Annotated in this window: 14 protein-coding genes; 6 read left to right on the top strand and 8 right to left on the bottom strand. The window is 42.4% G+C overall.

The features are described 5' to 3' along the window. Positions 1–12: 12 nt before the first annotated feature. Together AAAH86_RS06490 and AAAH86_RS06495 are read right to left on the bottom strand one after the other, a co-directional pair. Positions 13–3075 carry a TonB-dependent receptor gene (locus AAAH86_RS06490; RefSeq protein ID WP_343486704.1) on the bottom strand — a complete coding sequence of 1021 codons (3063 nt, stop codon included), beginning with the start codon at positions 3073–3075 and terminating at the stop codon, positions 13–15. A gap of 235 nt (positions 3076–3310) precedes the next feature. Then, entirely contained in the window at positions 3311–6100 is a 2790-nt protein-coding gene (locus AAAH86_RS06495) for a Two component regulator three Y domain-containing protein (RefSeq protein WP_343486705.1), read from the bottom strand. 169 nt (positions 6101–6269) lie between these two features. On the opposite strand from AAAH86_RS06495, the gene AAAH86_RS06500 reads away from it, so the two are divergent. The 3 genes from AAAH86_RS06500 (at position 6270) to AAAH86_RS06510 (ending at position 10028) form a co-directional block, all read left to right on the top strand. Next, entirely contained in the window at positions 6270–8093 is a 1824-nt protein-coding gene (locus tag AAAH86_RS06500) for a family 43 glycosylhydrolase (protein ID WP_343486706.1), read from the top strand. Positions 8094–8095: 2 nt separating this feature from the next. Continuing rightward, complete coding sequence (locus AAAH86_RS06505; protein WP_343486707.1) at positions 8096–9469, top strand: sulfatase-like hydrolase/transferase; 1374 nt, start codon at positions 8096–8098, stop codon at positions 9467–9469. 64 nt (positions 9470–9533) lie between these two features. Further along, positions 9534–10028 carry a hypothetical protein gene (locus tag AAAH86_RS06510; RefSeq protein WP_343486708.1) on the top strand — a complete coding sequence of 165 codons (495 nt, stop codon included), beginning with the start codon at positions 9534–9536 and terminating at the stop codon, positions 10026–10028. Here AAAH86_RS06510 and AAAH86_RS06515 read toward each other — a convergent pair. The 6 genes from AAAH86_RS06515 to AAAH86_RS06540 all read right to left on the bottom strand — a co-directional run bounded on the left by AAAH86_RS06515 (position 10025) and on the right by AAAH86_RS06540 (position 15285). Further along, complete coding sequence (locus AAAH86_RS06515) at positions 10025–10564, bottom strand: 1-acyl-sn-glycerol-3-phosphate acyltransferase (RefSeq protein ID WP_343486846.1); 540 nt, start codon at positions 10562–10564, stop codon at positions 10025–10027. The genes AAAH86_RS06510 and AAAH86_RS06515 overlap by 4 nt on opposite strands. A gap of 74 nt (positions 10565–10638) precedes the next feature. Further along, complete coding sequence (locus AAAH86_RS06520; RefSeq protein ID WP_343486709.1) at positions 10639–11760, bottom strand: iron-containing alcohol dehydrogenase family protein; 1122 nt, start codon at positions 11758–11760, stop codon at positions 10639–10641. Then, entirely contained in the window at positions 11760–12470 is a 711-nt protein-coding gene (locus AAAH86_RS06525) for an HAD family hydrolase (protein WP_343486710.1), read from the bottom strand. The genes AAAH86_RS06520 and AAAH86_RS06525 overlap by 1 nt, the downstream gene beginning before the upstream one ends. Beyond that, positions 12461–13174 carry a 3-deoxy-manno-octulosonate cytidylyltransferase gene (gene kdsB / locus AAAH86_RS06530; RefSeq protein WP_343486847.1) on the bottom strand — a complete coding sequence of 238 codons (714 nt, stop codon included), beginning with the start codon at positions 13172–13174 and terminating at the stop codon, positions 12461–12463. Before kdsB ends, AAAH86_RS06525 begins: the two co-directional genes overlap by 10 nt. A gap of 38 nt (positions 13175–13212) precedes the next feature. Then, complete coding sequence (locus AAAH86_RS06535) at positions 13213–13782, bottom strand: DUF4126 domain-containing protein (RefSeq protein ID WP_343486711.1); 570 nt, start codon at positions 13780–13782, stop codon at positions 13213–13215. A 66-nt stretch (positions 13783–13848) separates the two neighbouring features. Beyond that, positions 13849–15285 (bottom strand): AAA family ATPase, encoded by a 1437-nt coding sequence (locus AAAH86_RS06540; protein WP_343486712.1) that lies wholly within the window; start codon positions 15283–15285, stop codon positions 13849–13851. A 104-nt stretch (positions 15286–15389) separates the two neighbouring features. On the opposite strand from AAAH86_RS06540, the gene AAAH86_RS06545 reads away from it, so the two are divergent. The 3 genes from AAAH86_RS06545 to rsmD are packed head-to-tail and all read left to right on the top strand — an operon-like array spanning position 15390 to position 17483. Continuing rightward, positions 15390–16127 (top strand): hypothetical protein, encoded by a 738-nt coding sequence (locus tag AAAH86_RS06545; RefSeq protein WP_343486713.1) that lies wholly within the window; start codon positions 15390–15392, stop codon positions 16125–16127. Continuing rightward, positions 16105–16941 carry a DUF3822 family protein gene (locus tag AAAH86_RS06550; RefSeq protein ID WP_343486714.1) on the top strand — a complete coding sequence of 279 codons (837 nt, stop codon included), beginning with the start codon at positions 16105–16107 and terminating at the stop codon, positions 16939–16941. Before AAAH86_RS06545 ends, AAAH86_RS06550 begins: the two co-directional genes overlap by 23 nt. Beyond that, a complete protein-coding gene (gene rsmD, locus AAAH86_RS06555; protein WP_343486715.1) occupies positions 16941–17483 on the top strand; it encodes a 16S rRNA (guanine(966)-N(2))-methyltransferase RsmD in 543 nt (180 codons plus the stop codon). Before AAAH86_RS06550 ends, rsmD begins: the two co-directional genes overlap by 1 nt. The last annotated feature ends 1 nt before the right edge of the window (position 17484 follow it).

Genomic DNA, 17484 nt, shown 5'->3' on the forward strand with positions numbered 1-17484 from the left:
ATAGCTATTATTTTAAATTGTAATGTTTACACCAAACGTATACACACCTGGGATGGGATAAGTCTGTTGGTCCCTGCCATTTGGAACCTCAGGGGTAAAACCATTGTAGTCAAATAAAGTCAAAGGTCGCTCGGCAGTCATATAAAATCTGATTTTTGGGTCAAAATTTCCACCAAACTGAGGGAGCGTATAGCCCAACGTAACATTCTGCAATCTCACAAAATCACCGTCTTCGACAAAAAAGCTGTTTAAAAATTGATTGCTCCAAGGGTTTCGTATGCCTCTCGCCGAGGGATATGAATTTGAAGTGCCCGGACCATTCCATCGATTGATGGCAAAATCTCTATCAATATTGGGATCTGGAGTCTGTCGTATAGCAAATCGCTTTATGTTAGCTATAACATTGCCCCCTTGCCCAATCACGTTCAATGTAAAATCCCATGCTTTGTAATTGAGACCTAGATTAAAGCCGAAAGTATAGGTAGGTATGAACGACCCCAAATCGACCCTATCTTGGGCATCAATCATCATGTCACCATTGTGGTCAACAAACCTAAAATCACCAGGTTCAACGGTTAACCCATTAGCTATTGCAGTTTGTGCTGCCGGATCGTTTTGTATCTCTTCCGGTGTCTGGTATACGCCGGCCACTTCAAGGCCTAAGAACGGGTTTAAGGTTCCTCCCACAACCGTGCGTTGGGCGACATCGCCTCCCGTGGTCAGATTTTCTTGACCTTCCAAATCAAGCACTTCGTTTTCAAGTGTTGCGAAGTTGGCCCCAATGGAGTAGCTGAAATCTTCAGAAACACGCTTATTCCAATTTAAAACAATTTCAAATCCTGTATTTCTTATCTCGCCGACATTCTGTCTTGTTGTTCCGGGTACGAGAAGTCTAGACACCGGAATCACGGCATCTCTGGTATCCCTCCTAAAGTAATCGGCTTCCAATGACAATTGGTTGTCAAACAATCTGGCGGTGACACCAAAGTTTGTGGTCTGGGTGACCTCCCACTTTAAGGCCTCAAAATCACTACTGGTTACCACACCGGCAAACTGGGTGTCCCCAAATGCTGCGGTTACTTCCTCCGAAGTTATGGCCCCGGTACTGGAGGCCACATTGCCGTTACCGGCTTCTCCCCAGCTACCCCTTAGTTTTAAAAAGTTAACGGCATTGGTTTCTGGAAAGAAAGATTCTTCACTAATGACCCATCCTGCACCAAACGACGGAAAATAACCCCATTTTTCTTGGTACCTACTGGTGCCATCTGCACGAAACGTTCCGTACAAAAGATAGCGATCGTCGAAATTATAGGCAATTCGGCCAAAATAAGAGAAGAAAAACTCCCTTAAGCCATCATCGCCTGTAACCCTTCCAATATTGTTATCTTCACTCACATCTATGGTGTCAGCCAAATCGATGAAGTAGGATTCATCACCTATACCCGGCCCGTTGGGAAAGTTAAGTCCTTTGACATCCAGACGTTCAAAAGACCGATCCCTGTATGCGGTACCGCCGAGAACGGTCAAATTGTGAAGACCGAAACTGTCCTCATAGGTTAAAGTATTGTCCCAGGTTTGCTCAGAGAAAATTTCAGTTCTTTTGATTAATTCTGCGTTTTCCCTAAAAGCATCACCATTGCCAAAAAAGAAGGGAAGCCTGACATCTCTAACCTCAAGTGTTTCAAAGTTGTGGTAATAGGCTGTTTTGAATGTTAATTTGTCAGGAATCAACTGATAACTCAAATCAATGGTTGTCAAGGTGTTTCTGCCTTTATTTCTGTTCTCTGTGTTCTCCATGATTGGGAAAGGGTTTTGGGTTCCCCTATAGCCCAAATCCTGTGCATTGGCATAAGGCCTTGGAAAAGCATCGGTCTTTGATGGGTCGAGAACAGGCATTACCGGTACCGCAAAATAAGCGCGCGCAAAAGCAGTATCTTCTGGTCGAAATCTAGTTGAATTGCTGAATAGTGCTGAGACACCCACATTAAGGCGGTCACTGACATCAAAATTTAACTTGCTCCGGATATTGAGCCGTTCAAAGTCATTCTTCATCCTTAGAATACCCTCTTGCTCAAAATAGTTCAATCCCACAGAATAAGTGATGTCTTCTGTACCCCCCGTAACCCCAAAACTGTGATTTTGTTGCAATGCATGGCGGAGAATCAAATCATACCAATCTGTGTTTACATCTGGTACATTTGGATTAATTCTGCTACGTCCGTAACGTTGGATGGCATTTTCAATAAACTGCGCTTCGGCATCGGAACCCGACTCTCTGGCCAAAGTGGCAAACTGTTCTGTATTTGACAGTGTCACTAAATTCTGGGCCACTTGTACCCCTTGATAACCGTTGTAGGTAATTTGTGGTTTTTGGTTCGGTCTTCCAGATTTAGTTTGCACTAAAACAACGCCATTGGCAGCCCTGACCCCATAGATAGCAGTTGCTGATGCATCTTTTAAGACCGATATGCTTGCTATATCCTCTGGATTCAAAAAATCAATATCATCAAAAAATGCACCATCCACTATATACAATGGGTCTGAGGCACCATTAACAAATGAACCCAAGCCCCTAACCCTGATGGTGGGCCCTGTACCTGGAGCACCACTGCTCACCACTTGTAGGCCCGCCACCTTTCCTTGAAGTGCTTGCATTGGAGCACCTGAAGGGGTTCGAGCAATTTCTTCAGTTTTAACGGTTGCTATTGAACCTGTTAAGTCCGCTTTTTTCTGGGTACCATACCCAATGACCACAACTTCATCCAATGATTGTGTATCTTCTTGCAATGATGCATTTATGGTTGCTTGTCCGTTAACGGCAATCTCTTGAGGACTGAAGCCTATGTAGCTAAACACCAACGTACCATCACTTGGCGCATCGGTAAGCGTGTAATTTCCGTCAAAATCGGTTTGCACACCTGTTGTAGTACCTTTTACAATGACATTAGCACCGGGTAATGGCTGTGCCTGACTATCGGTAACTGTTCCCGAAATCGTTATCGTATTGTCTTGTGCAATACCAACAATCTGAAACAGCAAAAATGAGATTAGCAAAAATGATTGTTTGATTTTCATGAATGTCTAAAAATTGAGTTAGAATATTACCAAATTAGTAAAGAGCTCCGCTTATTTACATACGCCGGTAGTACATAACAAATACATCATGCAATTTAGCCCCGAAAAGCCTGCTATCACTGTGTTTGTGTAGTGCTTTCTATTGTTTATGCAAATAAAATTAACATTGTGATGTAGTGATGATGTACTTAAAAAAGTAAAGATTTGGCAAACTTAATTTGATGTAAATCAAAAACTAAAAGGTTATCAAAAAGTTGGAAAGGTTTTCAGAGCCCTCCAATTGCAATTTTTTTCGCAAACGGTAACGGTGTATCTCTACCCCTCTAATGGATATGGCCATAAGAGGTGCAATTTCTTTTGTCGATAGGTTCATTTTCAGATAGGCGCACAGTTTTAAGTCTTTCGGGGTCAATGATGGATATGATTTTAAGAGTCTTTCAAAAAAGTCTTCATGAAGTTCCTTAAAGTTTACTTCAAAGCGTTTCCAATCCTCAGTGTCCTTTACGGAATTGTTCAGTTTTTTCATAAAAGATCGGTAGCGCTGTGAATTTGAAAACTTGTCTTTGTTCATCAAGAGCATGTTCTTCAACTCTAAAATCATTTCGTTCTTCTTTGCGATATTCAGAGTGGTACTCGCCAATTCATTCTGCTTCTGTTTGATTTCTTTGGCCAGTTTTTCTTTTTCAAGTTTGGCCAAACGCTCTTGTTGCTCTTTTTTCATTTGCGCTTCCAACTCAAGCTGTTTTCTCATGAGCTTTTTCCGATTATACCTACGTACAATCAGTACAGTAATTACAGCTAAAGCCATATACAGTAAAAAACTGCCCCACGACAAATACCACGGTGGCGAGATTTCAAAATTGATGGTTTGTGCCTCTGAAACCTTATTGCCCATACCAACCGTAGCGACCTTAAAAGAATAGCTGCCATGCGGCAGGTTTTGAAACTCAATGGTGCCTGATTCCACAATTTCGGTATATTCTTTGGGGCCTTGCAGCTCATATCGATAACGCGATTGTATCAATTCAGGTGAGGCCACAGCAATCGATATGTGCTGTGAATGTTTATAGGGTATTGTTATTGTTTCATCCTTACCCGACAATGAATATGAGTTTTTTTCATCGTACAAAACACTCAATTGTGGAACGGGTAAACTGGTTTCTTTTGATTGTCTGAGCAGTGCCGAACTGTTTATTTTGGCAAAGCCATCACTCAAGGCAATAAGCATGGTCGAGTCGTTCGCCTTGACCATACGCTGAGAGTCTGGCACCAACCTTTCTTGTAGCGGTAGGTCAGTGATCAGAAGGTTGTCTCTCTTGAGATCGGTATACACCAGTTCTTTATCACCTTCGGCATTGACAAACCAAAAATAGTCTTCGTCAAAAAACAACAGCTCTTTATTGTTATACCTGTCAAACTCTTCAAAGGCCACAATACGGTCACCTATGGGATCGTACTTAAACCAATTGCCCTCACTGTAAAAAACAATCTGGTTTTTGACATTGTACAACCTCACATTATACTTGCTCGGTGCGCCATCGCCGTTAAATTCTTGTAACCGCGATACTTCTCGGTAATCACTGCTAAAATGTATTCTAAAAAAACCTTTATAGGGGTGTACGGCCCACAAAATTGTCGGGGTCTCAAAACACAGTTGCTTTATTGGAAAATCAACTCCGCTGACCCTTTCAACATTCCAGGTATCATTGTCCAATTTTTCAAACCTCGCCAGACCATTATAGGTTCCTTGAATGTAAACAGTGCGTTGCTCCGGAATTTTTTTGATTTCGTACCCCCCAGAAATGGGAGAAACCAAATCAAAGTTGCCATCATCCACCTCGTAAGTACCCGTATTGTGACCGACGAGTAAATCATCTTCGACCACTTTTAAATCCCAAACATGGCCTTGGGAACCATTGATAAACCTCAATTCGCCATTATCAAAGCAAAAAACGCCGGTATTGCTACCCAAATACAATTTTTCATTGAAATATTGCATATCATAAACGGTACCCAACGCGCCCGTGAAGTCTGTATAATAGGTAATCGGGTTGTCGAGCTTTACCCTTGCAAGGCCATTATCAAGGCCCAACCACAACTGGCTCTGATATTGTGTCATTGAAAGCACCGTATTGTTTTGAAGCCCTGATGCTTTATTGAATATTTGGGCATTTGCCAAACCTGTATCGAAAAGGTACATTCCGTTTTTGATGGTGCCAAAAGCCAGTTTGCCCCGGCCCAAATACACCACCTTGTTCAATTGGTGCAACTTGAGATCCTCATTGATTTCTGTTTGCCAAGGTTTAACCGTTGTACCATCATAGAAGTAGCACCCATTGAGTTTTGTGCCGACCAAAAGCCCGTCATCGAACAATACCATATCGGTGACATTTTTGTTCAACAACAGTTCTTGGTTGGGCAAGGGTGTCAGCTTATCATCGGTCAACTCGAAAAGCCCACTATTTCCAGCAGCCACAATGATCTTATCATCGTACACGATGAAATCTGATATGATTTGGGGAGGGTCGATTACTTTTATTTCTCCATCTCTAAAAATGTAGATGGATGAAAAAGAACGAAACACGATGGCATCATCAATATGAAGGATTTCCCAAAACTCCTCGCTGGTAAACGAATACTCTTTGATAAGATGTGTGAGCGAGGTGTACTCCAATTTTCCAATAGCATCTTTCTTCCAATAGCCAAATTCTTCATACGATCCTGTATAAATGCTATCCCCAACCGTGGTAACAGAACGAATAATGGTATTGTCGGGCAGTTTGTTCAAACTCCAGTCTTCTCCATTATAGTGAAGCAGCCCTTTGTTGTTCGCCACGAAGAGTTCACCCCTCTTATTAAGGGCCAATCCCCAATTTTTACTGCCACCCCCGTATTCTGATAAATTATAGTTATAGACCGGTGGCAGTACATTTTGACCATGGCAAAAAACCGCCATTAAAAAGAAAAACAGGATACCTATAACTTTATTCGTTGCTTGTATGTTTTTGAAGGTTTTTCGCACCATTAACATTTAACTATGAAGATACAAAACATAGATTTTCATAAAAATTAGGCTATAAACGACAAAAAAATATGAAAACTGTCTCTTTGATGTAGTTTTTATGTACTTTTTTCTTTAGCGTTGGTACAGTTCTTTATTAAATTGTGTGGAATTGCAAATTCACTTTTTTATAATGAAAACCAGATTTCTTACCCTTTTTATCAGTTCTATGCTTTTATGGTCATGGCAAAGGTCATTTGCACAAGATGTCCTCGAAAAGAACCAGTTAAAAACCTATTGCAACCCCTTGGATATAGACTATACTTACATGGTTTACAATTCAAGCCGAAATCTTTCCTATCGTTCAGGTGCCGATCCCGCGGTTATTGAATTTCGTGGTGAATACTATATGTTCGTTACACGTTCTTTTGGCTATTGGCACTCCACCGATTTGTTAAATTGGAATTTTATCAAGCCCCAACAATGGTTTTTTGAGGGGTGCAATGCTCCTACCGCTTTTAATTATAAAGACTCCCTGGTTTACTTTGCAGGTGATCCGGCTGGTTACGGGAGCATTCTTTATACCGACGATCCCAAAAGCGGAAAATGGACCCCAACACCATCCATTAGCAACAACATCCAGGATTCAGAATTGTTCATCGACGATGATGGCAAGGCGTATCTTTATTGGGGGTCATCGAATGTGCACCCGATTCGTGTAAAAATGCTGAACAAAGACGATCGGTTCCTGGAGATAGGGGTTCAAAAAGAATTGATCAACCTGGAGGAGGAAGAACACGGATGGGAACGCTTTGGGGAAGATAATTTTCACCCAACGTTGAAGGAAGGCTATATGGAAGGGGCTTCTATGACCAAGCACAACGGAAAATATTATTTGCAGTACGCAGCCCCGGGCACCCAATTTAATGTTTATGCCGATGGTGTCTATGTTGGGGAGACGCCCCTAGGGCCTTTTACCTATATGAAAAACAATCCCATGAGCTTTAAGCCGGGCGGTTTTACCAATGGTGCCGGACATGGAATTACCGTGAAGCAGACCAACGGACAATACTGGCATTTCGCAACTATGGCACTTGCCTCCAACGCCCAGTGGGAACGTCGTTTGTGCATGTTCCCGACCTATTTTGATGACAATGGATTGATGTATACCGACACGGCATTCGGTGATTATCCGCGGTTTGCCCCAAGTCATCCTACAAAGCCAGGAGCGCATTGTGGTTGGATGTTGCTTTCGTATAAAGGAAATGTCACCGTTTCGTCATCCTCGACACAGATTATGAAATTTACTTCAAACGATGATGAAGTGCAGGTATCTGAATTACCACTTGAAAAAACCGCTGATGGAGAAATTATTTCAAAAGTATTAACTGATGAAAATCCGAAAACGTTTTGGGTAGCCGAAGCCAATGACAACAAGCAATGGATAAGGATGGAAATGCGGAATCCTGGAAAGATTTATGCCTTCCAATTGAATTTTCATGACCATGAGTCAGGAATCTATACGCGTACCGAAGGTTTGAGGCATCGTTTTCTTATTGAAGCTTCAGAAGATGGGGAAAACTGGCAAACCGTAGTCGACCGAAGCAATAGCGACAAAGACGCCCCTAATGCCTATATCGTATTGGAAAACCCGGTAAATGCCAAGTACGTACGCTATAACAATGTCGAAGTACCCGGCGCAAACTTTGCCATGTCGGAACTTCGGGTGTTTGGCCTGGGCCACGGGGAAATACCAAAAAAGGTCGGGGGATTCACAGTAAAACGTGAAGCTGACCGTAGAGATGCTGCATTTGCTTGGAATGCTGTAGAGGGAGCCCAAGGCTATAATATTCGTTGGGGAATTGCCCCTGACAAATTGTACCAATCGTGGTTGGTTTATGATACCAACGAGCACTTTATGCGCTGTCTAGATCGAGATACCCCCTATTACTTTTGTATTGAAGCATTTAACGAAAATGGTATTTCAGAACGAAGTGAAATCCTGCAAATTGATTGAGCATGAAGTCGATTGTAGTATCTCTCTTGGCTGCCAGTTGCTGTTTTGGACAAATTGGGCCAAATGACCCTGATGGGTTTCCCAACATCGTCTATATTTTTGCTGATGACCTTGGCTACGGTGATTTGGGCTGTTATGGTGCCACAGATATCAAAACGCCCCATATTGACAGACTGGCCAATGAGGGCATCAAATTCACAGACTTTTATTCGGCATCATCAATCTGCAGTCCCTCAAGGGCGGCATTGTTGACGGGCCGCTATCCGCAGCGAATGGGCATCAATGGCGTGTTTTTCCCCCAGAGTTTCACAGGCATGCCCCAAAGTGAACTTACCATAGCCGAGTTGTTGAAACAAAAAGATTATGCCACTGGAATTGTTGGAAAATGGCACTTAGGGCATCGCCAAGAATTCCTGCCTTTGCAGCAGGGTTTTGACAGCTATTTTGGCATTCCTTACAGTAACGATATGCAGAGCGTGGTCTATATGCGAGATAACAACATTGAAGAATTTCAAGTAGACCAAAGGCTTACCACCAAAACGTACGCTGAAGAAGCCCTAAAATTTATTGATAAGCATAAAGAACGGCCCTTTTTTCTGTATGTGGCCCATAACATGCCCCATGTGCCCATCTATGCTTCAGAAGCTTTTGTGGGCACCTCCCAAAGAGGGTTGTATGGAGATGTCATACAAGAACTGGATTGGAGTGTCGGGCAAATCACCAAAAAGCTCGAATCGCTAGGACTTTTGGAAAACACGCTGATAATTTTTTCAAGTGATAACGGCCCTTGGCTGGTCATGGAGGACCATGGCGGTAGCGCAGGGATCTTAAGAGAAGGGAAGCAGTTTACGTTTGAAGGGGGTATGCGGGTACCGACACTGGCCATGTGGAAGAAAAAAATCAAACCGGCAACTGTACACGCTGCGATGACCACCCAAATGGATTGGTTTCCCACGCTTGCCAAAATCACAGGCGCCCATGTACCAGATGAACTGAAAATCGACGGAAGGGATATCTCAGCAGTGCTTTTCGGAAAAGGGAACAGAAAAGGCGATTCGTTCCTTTTTTTTGACGGCAACAAGCTGCAAGGCTACCGTAAAGGTCAGTGGAAAATCAAGATGCCTTTCAAGGGCACAAAAGGAAGTCCTTGGCAATCTGCGGTAGCGGCTCATGACACACTGTTGTTCAATTTAAAGAATGATCCTGGCGAGTCAAACAACCTGTACCCCAAAAACAAAAAATTGGCACTCAAACTTTTTGACCAGATGGAAGATGAATACCATGGTCTTGGCGAACTTCCGCCATCGCTGGTTATGAGAATGGGAAGTGACAATAGCCATTTCAACCATTTGGAAAGCAATAAAAAACAACAATAAGGAGGCCAGCCAAAAATCACGTAATTTGGTTGAGGTATTCACGACTCATCAAAAAACATACGCCATGCGAAATTTCCTCTTTCTTCTTGCTGCCATGTCTCTTACTTGTGTTTTGCATTCGCAACAAATGACCCCTGAAAGGCTCATAGAAATCATTGAACAAGAGGCAGATACAATGGCCCACGACAATAACCAAGTTCGGTTTATGGTCAACGATGGCATACTCATCTGTATCTATGATGAAAATGCGAATCGCATGCGCATTATCTCGCCCATTGTGGAACGTGAAAAGTTGGGAGAAGAAGAACTGTTGAACGCGCTGGTGGCCAATTTTCATTCTGCCTTGGATGTAAAATATGCGCTCAGCGATGAGATTATCTGGTCAGTCTACACGCACCCTCTCAAAGAACTTTCTGAAGCTCAAGTGGTTGATGCCATACAACAAGTATATGCAGCCGCACTAACGTTTGGCAAGAGCTATTCTAGCACCAATTTGGTGTTTCCTGGCAATACCAAGAAGAAGGAAAAGCCAAAACAAAAAATCCTGAAAAAAACTTAGAAACTGTATTCTGGTACTCGACCGACAACACCTTTGAAGAAAGCGTGGATTGTCTGAAAATCTTCTTCTTTATTTTCTGTGGGATGGAATGGCTGTGAAATCTTGACCTCTTTTTTACCAAAATCAAAGGCGACCATGACAATCGGCACATTGGCCGATTTTGCAATGTAGTAAAACCCAGTTTTCAATGCCGAGACCTTTTTTCGGGTTCCCTCAGGTGCCAAGGCCAATCGAAATACTTTGTGCTTTTTAAAAATATCTGCCACTGCTTCGACAAAATTATTGTTTCTTGAGCGGTCTACCGGGGTACCGCCAGTACTTTTGAAAATAAAACCGAAAGGGGGTTTGAAAAGACTTTTCTTGGCGATATAGTGAATGTCTTTTCCCATAATTTTTCGAATGATCAATCCCAATGGAAAATCATGCCAATGGGTGTGGGGTACCACGATAACCACACATTTATCAACATCAGGAAAATGGCCGACCAACTTCCAGCCCATAACCCTGAAATAGATGAATTTGGCCAACTGGCGTATCATTCTTTAAATATTTGGCTGTTGTGAAAGTTATAGACTGCTTTGAAATATCTCGATTACTTTCTTACAGTCTCTCAGATTTTCTTGTAAATAGAGATGAGTTGTTCGGTGCTGATTTTTTCCTTCCAGTCCTTACCTATGGCATTTTCCCACAACGGCTCCATACTCAATGCGATGCTGGCCATGGTCTCAAAATCATGCCCTGAAAGTTCTTTGCATATTTCTTTTGGCAGATCAATCTCTTGTTTTTCGAGCATCTGCTGAAAAAGTGCTACCCCGTCGGAATAAAAATCCTCAAGATGTTGAAAGACCAGACAATTGCCAATACCGTGTTTTACGCCCAACACATACGAAAGCCCGTAGCTCATGGCGTGGGCCACGCCCACTTGTGAATAGGCAATGCTCATACCCCCGTGCCAAGAGGCCATCATTAATTTTTCTTGACTTTCTTGTGCTGCCAAATCACCGAGAAACACTTCTTTGCACAATGCCAGTGCCTTTTCGCCATAACTTTGGCTGAAGGCGTTCAAGTAAGTGCCATTGAGTGACTCTATGCAATGGATGAAACAATCCATGCCAGTGTAGAACCATTGTTCTTTGGGCACTGTGTTTGTCAAATCTGGGTCAAGCACCACTTGGTCAAAAGTTGTGAAATCAGAATTGATGCCCAATTTTTTTTCAGGTCCGGAAAGTACGGTGGTTCTCGATACCTCGGCCCCCGTGCCGCTAATGGTGGGCACCCCCACATGGTATAGTGCAGGGCGTTGCACCAAATCCCAGCCCTGGTATTGGTGTGCCAGCCCTTTATTGGCCATCATGATGGCCACCGCCTTTGACAGGTCAAGCAGTGTACCGCCGCCGATGCCCACGATGCCCGATGGCAGTTCTTCAAAATCATCCTTCAATTTTTGAACGATTGCATCTACCTGTTCGGTCTTCGGCTCTTCGTCGGCCGAGATAAATATGATTTGGTCGTTGAAAAGCCATGGTATCTGTTCTTCCAATTGCTTTCCCTCAAAAAAATCATCCACCAAAAAAATAAAGGGTGCTTCTGAATTTTTGCGCATGGGCAATATGATATCCGCCAATTGGCTGAAACTGCCCCTGCCGTAGACCACCCTTGGCACCATAGGAAAATTTCTATGGTCGGTTTTATGTATTCTCTTGACCGTGCTTTCTTCTTTATCCAACTTCATCAATGCTTCAAATAATCAAGAATATCCTTAATGCTTTCCAACTTCAGATATCCGTTTGTGCTTTTTTCTTTTTCTTTTGACACCAGCTCGTGCGCCCATGTTGTATGAAAAGGAACATGAACGGCTTTCGCACCAATGTTTAATATAGGTATAACATCTGACTTGAGGGAATTCCCTACCATCAAAAACTCATTGACATCAATTTCTAAGTGCTCCAAAAGGTTTTGATAATTTTCCTCTTTTTTTTCGCTCAATACTTCCACATGGTGAAAATATTTTGACAAACCAGATTTTTCAAGCTTTCGCTCTTGATCCAACAAATCTCCTTTGGTCAACACAATCAGTCTGTATTTATTTTCAAGCTTTTGCAATACTTCTTCGACACCGCTTAACAATTCCACCGGATGTGCTATCATTTTTTTGCCTACATCCAAAATTTCTTGCAGCGTATCATTTGAAATGGTATGGTTTGACAATTGCAGTGCACATTCGATCATTGACAATATAAACCCCTTGACGCCGTAGCCATATAAGTCAAGGTTTTGCATTTCTACCTTGAAAAGTTCTTGGTCGATTTTGTTCTTGGTCTCAAAAGATTCAAGCAGTTCGGCAAAACGTTCTTCGGTCTCCCTGAAGTACGTTTCATTGACCCAGAGCGTATCGTCTGCATCAAAACCTACCACTTTGACACTGTCTAAGTTCATTTCCATGCTTTTCTGGCTTTGTCCAAGTCTTCTGGGGTATCAATTTCAATACCCGTAACATGGGTCTCGACCATCTTTATTTTTTTGCCGTATTCCAGAAATCGGATGGCCTCTATTTTCTCTGTGGCCTCCAATACCTGCATCGGCAGCCTCTGAAAATCCAACAAAGCACGTTTTCTAAAGGCGTAGATGCCCTTGTGCTTGTAGTATGTGGTATTTTCATTTTTACTGCGTGGATACGGAATGGCAGAACGGGAGAAGTAAAGTGCAAAACCTTCTTTGTCAACCACCACTTTTACCGTGTTCGGATTCGCGATTTCGTCCCAGTCTGATATGGGGGTCATCAGTGAAGAAAGGTCAATCTCTTTCTCTACATCCTCCTCAAAAACCTGAATGATCTTTCTCAAGCTTTCTGCATCAATAAAGGGTTCATCACCCTGTACATTGATGGCAATATCCACATCCATATCAACAATGGCCTCGGCAATTCGATCACTGCCACTTTCATGGGTCGATTTGCTCATCAACGCTTTGCCACCGACCGCTTCAATAACTTTTCTGATGATGTCACTGTCCGTAACCACATACACGGCGTCAAACAGTTGAGTGGCCACCACAGCTTCATAAGTTTGTTGGATGACCGGTTTTCCGCCCAAATCCTGCATGAGCTTTCCCGGAAAACGGGAAGCTTCATAACGTGCTGGAACCATGGCGATTATCTTCACTTTTTATAAAATGATTTGTTGGGTCATCGTTGTTTTCGTGGACGGAGTTTATGATAAATCCTAAAAATGAACGCCAAGATAATAATAACCAAAATCACTGCAATAACCGGTGCGAAAATGGAAGCTGTGGAAACCGTGACCGCTGTACCCGTCTCAACCGTTGAAACTATGGGGTTGGCAATGCCCCCCGTGGTCGCGGTAGATGCCAATCTGCCTGTTGCATTGGCCCCTTTAATGGCCGCTGCGGTACCGCCCCCTGCAATGATGGCCAACGACCATGTAATCACGGGGTCAAGGTTTGCAATGGTCGAAACCATGACCGCTGTGCCCGCAATGGCCGCCAAGGGTATGGCCAGACTGTCAAGCGCATTGTCAACCCATGGAATGAAATAGGCGAATATCTCTGCAAAAGTGGCAACACCCAATGTAAGCAGGGCTGGAACACTACCTATCCACGCCCAATTTTCGTTGAGTTCCCAGATATTGAAATAGGCTGCGAGACTCAAGGCAAAAAGTGGCAGAAAGACGCGAAAGCCGGCAGATGCCGCAAGGCCGATTCCCAAAAAAATACTGATGATGGTTTCAGATGTCACCTCTAAAATTCAAGTTTAAGTTTCAGGTTCGACTATTATAAAATCCTTGAATACGAAAATAACCCTTTAGGGTTCAACAAAAAAATCGTCTTTAAAGCCTATCAGATATACCTGTTGTGTAGCCCTGGTCAAAGCTGTGTACAACCATCGAAGGTAGTCTCTATCGATGCCATTGGCGAGATATGGCTGTTCTATAAACACGGTTTTCCATTGCCCGCCCTGCGACTTATGACAGGTAATCGCATACGAAAATTTTACTTGCAGCGCATTGAAATAACGATTGTTCTTCACCCCTAAAAACTGTTTGTATTTAGACTTTTCGTGCGCATAGTCTTTCAACACTTCTTGATACAATCTATTGCCGTCTTCATACGGAAGAGAAGGTGTTTCCGCATCCACCGTATCTAAAAGCAATACGGTCTCAAAAGGCTTTTGGTTGGGGTAATCGACCATTTTTACCTTGACCTCTGCGAATGTGAATCCATACAGCTCTTTGATGGAGAAGATTTCGAGCACTTCGATGATATCCCCATTGGCAATAAAGCCCGCTTCAGAGTTGGGTCGCAGCCAAAAATAATTGTTCTTGACCACCATCATATAATCCCCAACAGCGAGTTGATTTTCCAAAAAAAGGATACGCTCGCGAATATTTTTGTTATAAAGATTGGCGCGTTTATTGGAACGCACGATGATGGCCGTTTCTTCTTTACCATCCTCTGAATAGGATGAATCTATAGCCTCTTGAATTTCGTGACCATCAATCAATCTGACGATGTCAGAAAATGCATCCACATGAAATTTGTATTCCCCAAAGAAATCATCGTTCAGCTGTTCTCTCAAATTGGTCGCATTGAAGAGAATGCCAGAATCTTGGGCCTGACGTAAGACTTCTTTCATTTCAATCTCAATGACCTCTTTGCCATAGTTCAGCGAAAGCTTGTCGCCATTGAGCGCTGGGCTCAAATCTAATTTTACGGGCGGTAGTTGCGCAGTATCACCAATCAGTACCAATTTACAGTTGTGGCCCGAGTAGATGTAAAAAATCAAATCATCCAACAGCGACCCATTTTCAAAAAGCTTTGAATCAGAAGGGGCATCAGGAATCATTGATGCCTCATCAACAATGAATACGGTGTTGCGATGTTTGTTGGGCGAAAGCACGAATTGAATGTTGCCCGCTTTTTGTTTTTTTGGAAAGTATATCTTCTTGTGTATGGTAAAAGCCTGTGTACCCGAGTAGCTTGACATCACTTTTGCGGCCCTGCCCGTCGGTGCCAAGAGCACTGACTTCATCTTCGCCTTCCATAGGTTCTTGATCAGGCCTGCCATCAAAGTGGTCTTACCCGTACCCGCGAAGCCTTTTAGCAAAAAAACTTCTTCTCTATTTTTTGAAAAAACAAAGTGGGAAAGTTTTTCAAGGGCAACCTCTTGAACAGCAGTCGGTTGAAAACGAAAATTTTCAACCATGGTTTTAAAGAATCCTGCAGGATTGATGTCATTCATAAACGCCTAAAGATACAGCCTATTTTCAGGGCAAAAAGTTTCGTGATTAAAAAAAAATTGTAGATTTGTCTATAACCACAAATTAACTCAGAAAGACTATACCAATGTTGACTTTAATCTTGATTGTAGTAGTAATATGCCTTCTTACTTTTGGGCTTGTATTTCTTATTGATAAATTCTTGCCCCAAAAATCAAAACCTTTTCTTGTCATTCTCTTTGGATTTTTAAGCATTTTTTTAGGATACCTTATTTACAATTCCATCAACGCTCCGATTAAGTTCAAACAAGTGCGGCAAGAACGTTTCTCTGCGGTAATCGCCAAACTTAAAGATATCAGAGATGCACAAGAGGCCTACAAAACTGTGCATGGCAAGTATGCAGGTGATTTCAACAACCTTGTCAAGTTTGTAGATACGGGCAACTATGTCATCACCCAGCAAAGAGATTCTTCTTTCATGCGCTATGACAAAGTGTACCAAATTGAATTACAGCAAGATACTGTCATCGTAGATACATTGGGTACCGTTAAGGTCAAAGATTCACTGTTCAAAAACAGTGATCGTTACAAAACCATGATGAACGTACCGTACGCCCAAAACAATGAAAAATTTGATTTGAAAGCAGATATCATCGATAAGAGCGGTTATAAAGCCCCAGTATTCGAGGCCAAAGTGAAAAAAGACGTCTTACTCTATGACCAACCAAAAGATTTGGTTGCCCAAGAGAACACCCGACTAAGTGTAGAAGAAGTTAATGGCGATGCCATCAAAGTAGGCTCGTTGACCGATGTCAGCACCAATGGAAACTGGCCTGCCATCTATGACAGAAAAGGTGATCAATAGTTCCACGGAAAAAAACGAAGGAAACAAATTTGAGAAGTTGTCCATTCAAGTCAGTTTGAATGGACTTTCTTTTTGTGTCATAGACACTATCACCGACACAGTTACAAACTCTGGCAAAGTTCGATTCAAAGCACCTTCAACACCCTATCTGGTTCAAAAAGAACTGAAATCGCTGCTTGAAGATAAAGACGTCATCGGACGCACATACACCGACATCAGTGTAGTTCATAAAAACAATCTTTTTGCCCTTGTGCCCAAAGACCTGTTTGATGAAAATGAGTTGCCCAACTATTTGAAAATGAACACCAAACTTCTGGCTCATGACCATATCGTCTTTGACGAAATTTCGACTTTGGATATCATCAATGTATACGTGCCTTTGGTCAATGTCAACAACTATCTTTTCAGTCTTTTTGGTGAATTTGAATTCAAGCACAGCGGCACGGTACTGATACAGACCCTCGTTTCACAAAAAAATACCTCTAGAGACCCTGTTTGTTATGCCTACCTTACCGAGCGAACCATAGAGGTGGTTATCCTAAAACAAAAAAGATTACTTTTCTACAATCACTTTCAATACCATACCAAAGAAGATTTTCTTTATTACATCTTGTTCACTTTTGAACAACTTGAATTGGATGCCGAAACCACAGCGTTAAAAATGTTTGGGCAAGTTGAAGAAGACGATGCCGTATTCAAGCTGTGCCAAGACTATATTTCAAAAGTGGCGGTTTTTGTGCCGTCGGGCCCATCTTATTTGATAGAATCCGATAGTGGCCAAAGCATCGATTTCACCATTCTCAGCGCATTATAATGCGTATCATTTCAGGAAAATACAAAGGAAAACGGTTGAACGCCCCGAAAAACCTTCCTGTGAGACCCACGACTGATATGGCCAAAGAGGCTTTGTTCAATATTTTGGCAAACCGTTTTTTCTTTGAGGATGTTGCAGTGTTTGACCTTTTCTCCGGTACCGGAAACATAAGTTTTGAGTTCGCTTCCCGTGGTGCCCAACACATCACTGCCGTGGATGTCAATTCTAAATGTGCCCAGTTTATTTCAAAGACTGCCACTGCGTTGGATTTTGAAATTTCAGTGATTAAATCTGATGTTTTTAAATTCTTGGAGCGGACAAAAAATAAAGCGGATATCATTTTTGCAGACCCGCCCTATGCAATGGAAACTCCCCTATTGAGAAAAATTCCAGAACAGGTTTTTCAAAATGACATGCTCAAAGAAGGTGGCCTGATGGTCATTGAACATGGTCTGCAGATAAACTTATCCGATCAAGAATATTTTTCTGAAAGCCGAAAATACGGAAGCAGTGTCTTTAGCTTTTTTGAAAAATTAGCCTAAA

Source organism: Allomuricauda sp. d1 (genome assembly GCF_039592695.1).
Lineage (GTDB): Bacteria > Bacteroidota > Bacteroidia > Flavobacteriales > Flavobacteriaceae > Flagellimonas_A.

Excerpts from the sequence above, each read along its gene's own strand:
- AAAH86_RS06490 (WP_343486704.1), bottom strand. The coding sequence starts at position 3,075 with ATGAAAATCAAACAATCATTTTTGCTAATCTCATTTTTGCTGTTTCAG.
- AAAH86_RS06495 (WP_343486705.1), bottom strand. The coding sequence starts at position 6,100 with ATGGTGCGAAAAACCTTCAAAAACATACAAGCAACGAATAAAGTTATA.
- AAAH86_RS06500 (WP_343486706.1), top strand. The coding sequence starts at position 6,270 with ATGAAAACCAGATTTCTTACCCTTTTTATCAGTTCTATGCTTTTATGG.
- AAAH86_RS06505 (WP_343486707.1), top strand. The coding sequence starts at position 8,096 with ATGAAGTCGATTGTAGTATCTCTCTTGGCTGCCAGTTGCTGTTTTGGA.
- AAAH86_RS06510 (WP_343486708.1), top strand. The coding sequence starts at position 9,534 with ATGCGAAATTTCCTCTTTCTTCTTGCTGCCATGTCTCTTACTTGTGTT.
- AAAH86_RS06520 (WP_343486709.1), bottom strand. The coding sequence starts at position 11,760 with ATGAAGTTGGATAAAGAAGAAAGCACGGTCAAGAGAATACATAAAACC.
- AAAH86_RS06525 (WP_343486710.1), bottom strand. The coding sequence starts at position 12,470 with ATGGAAATGAACTTAGACAGTGTCAAAGTGGTAGGTTTTGATGCAGAC.
- kdsB (WP_343486847.1), bottom strand. The coding sequence starts at position 13,174 with ATGGTTCCAGCACGTTATGAAGCTTCCCGTTTTCCGGGAAAGCTCATG.
- AAAH86_RS06540 (WP_343486712.1), bottom strand. The coding sequence starts at position 15,285 with ATGAATGACATCAATCCTGCAGGATTCTTTAAAACCATGGTTGAAAAT.
- AAAH86_RS06545 (WP_343486713.1), top strand. The coding sequence starts at position 15,390 with ATGTTGACTTTAATCTTGATTGTAGTAGTAATATGCCTTCTTACTTTT.
- AAAH86_RS06550 (WP_343486714.1), top strand. The coding sequence starts at position 16,105 with ATGACAGAAAAGGTGATCAATAGTTCCACGGAAAAAAACGAAGGAAAC.
- rsmD (WP_343486715.1), top strand. The coding sequence starts at position 16,941 with ATGCGTATCATTTCAGGAAAATACAAAGGAAAACGGTTGAACGCCCCG.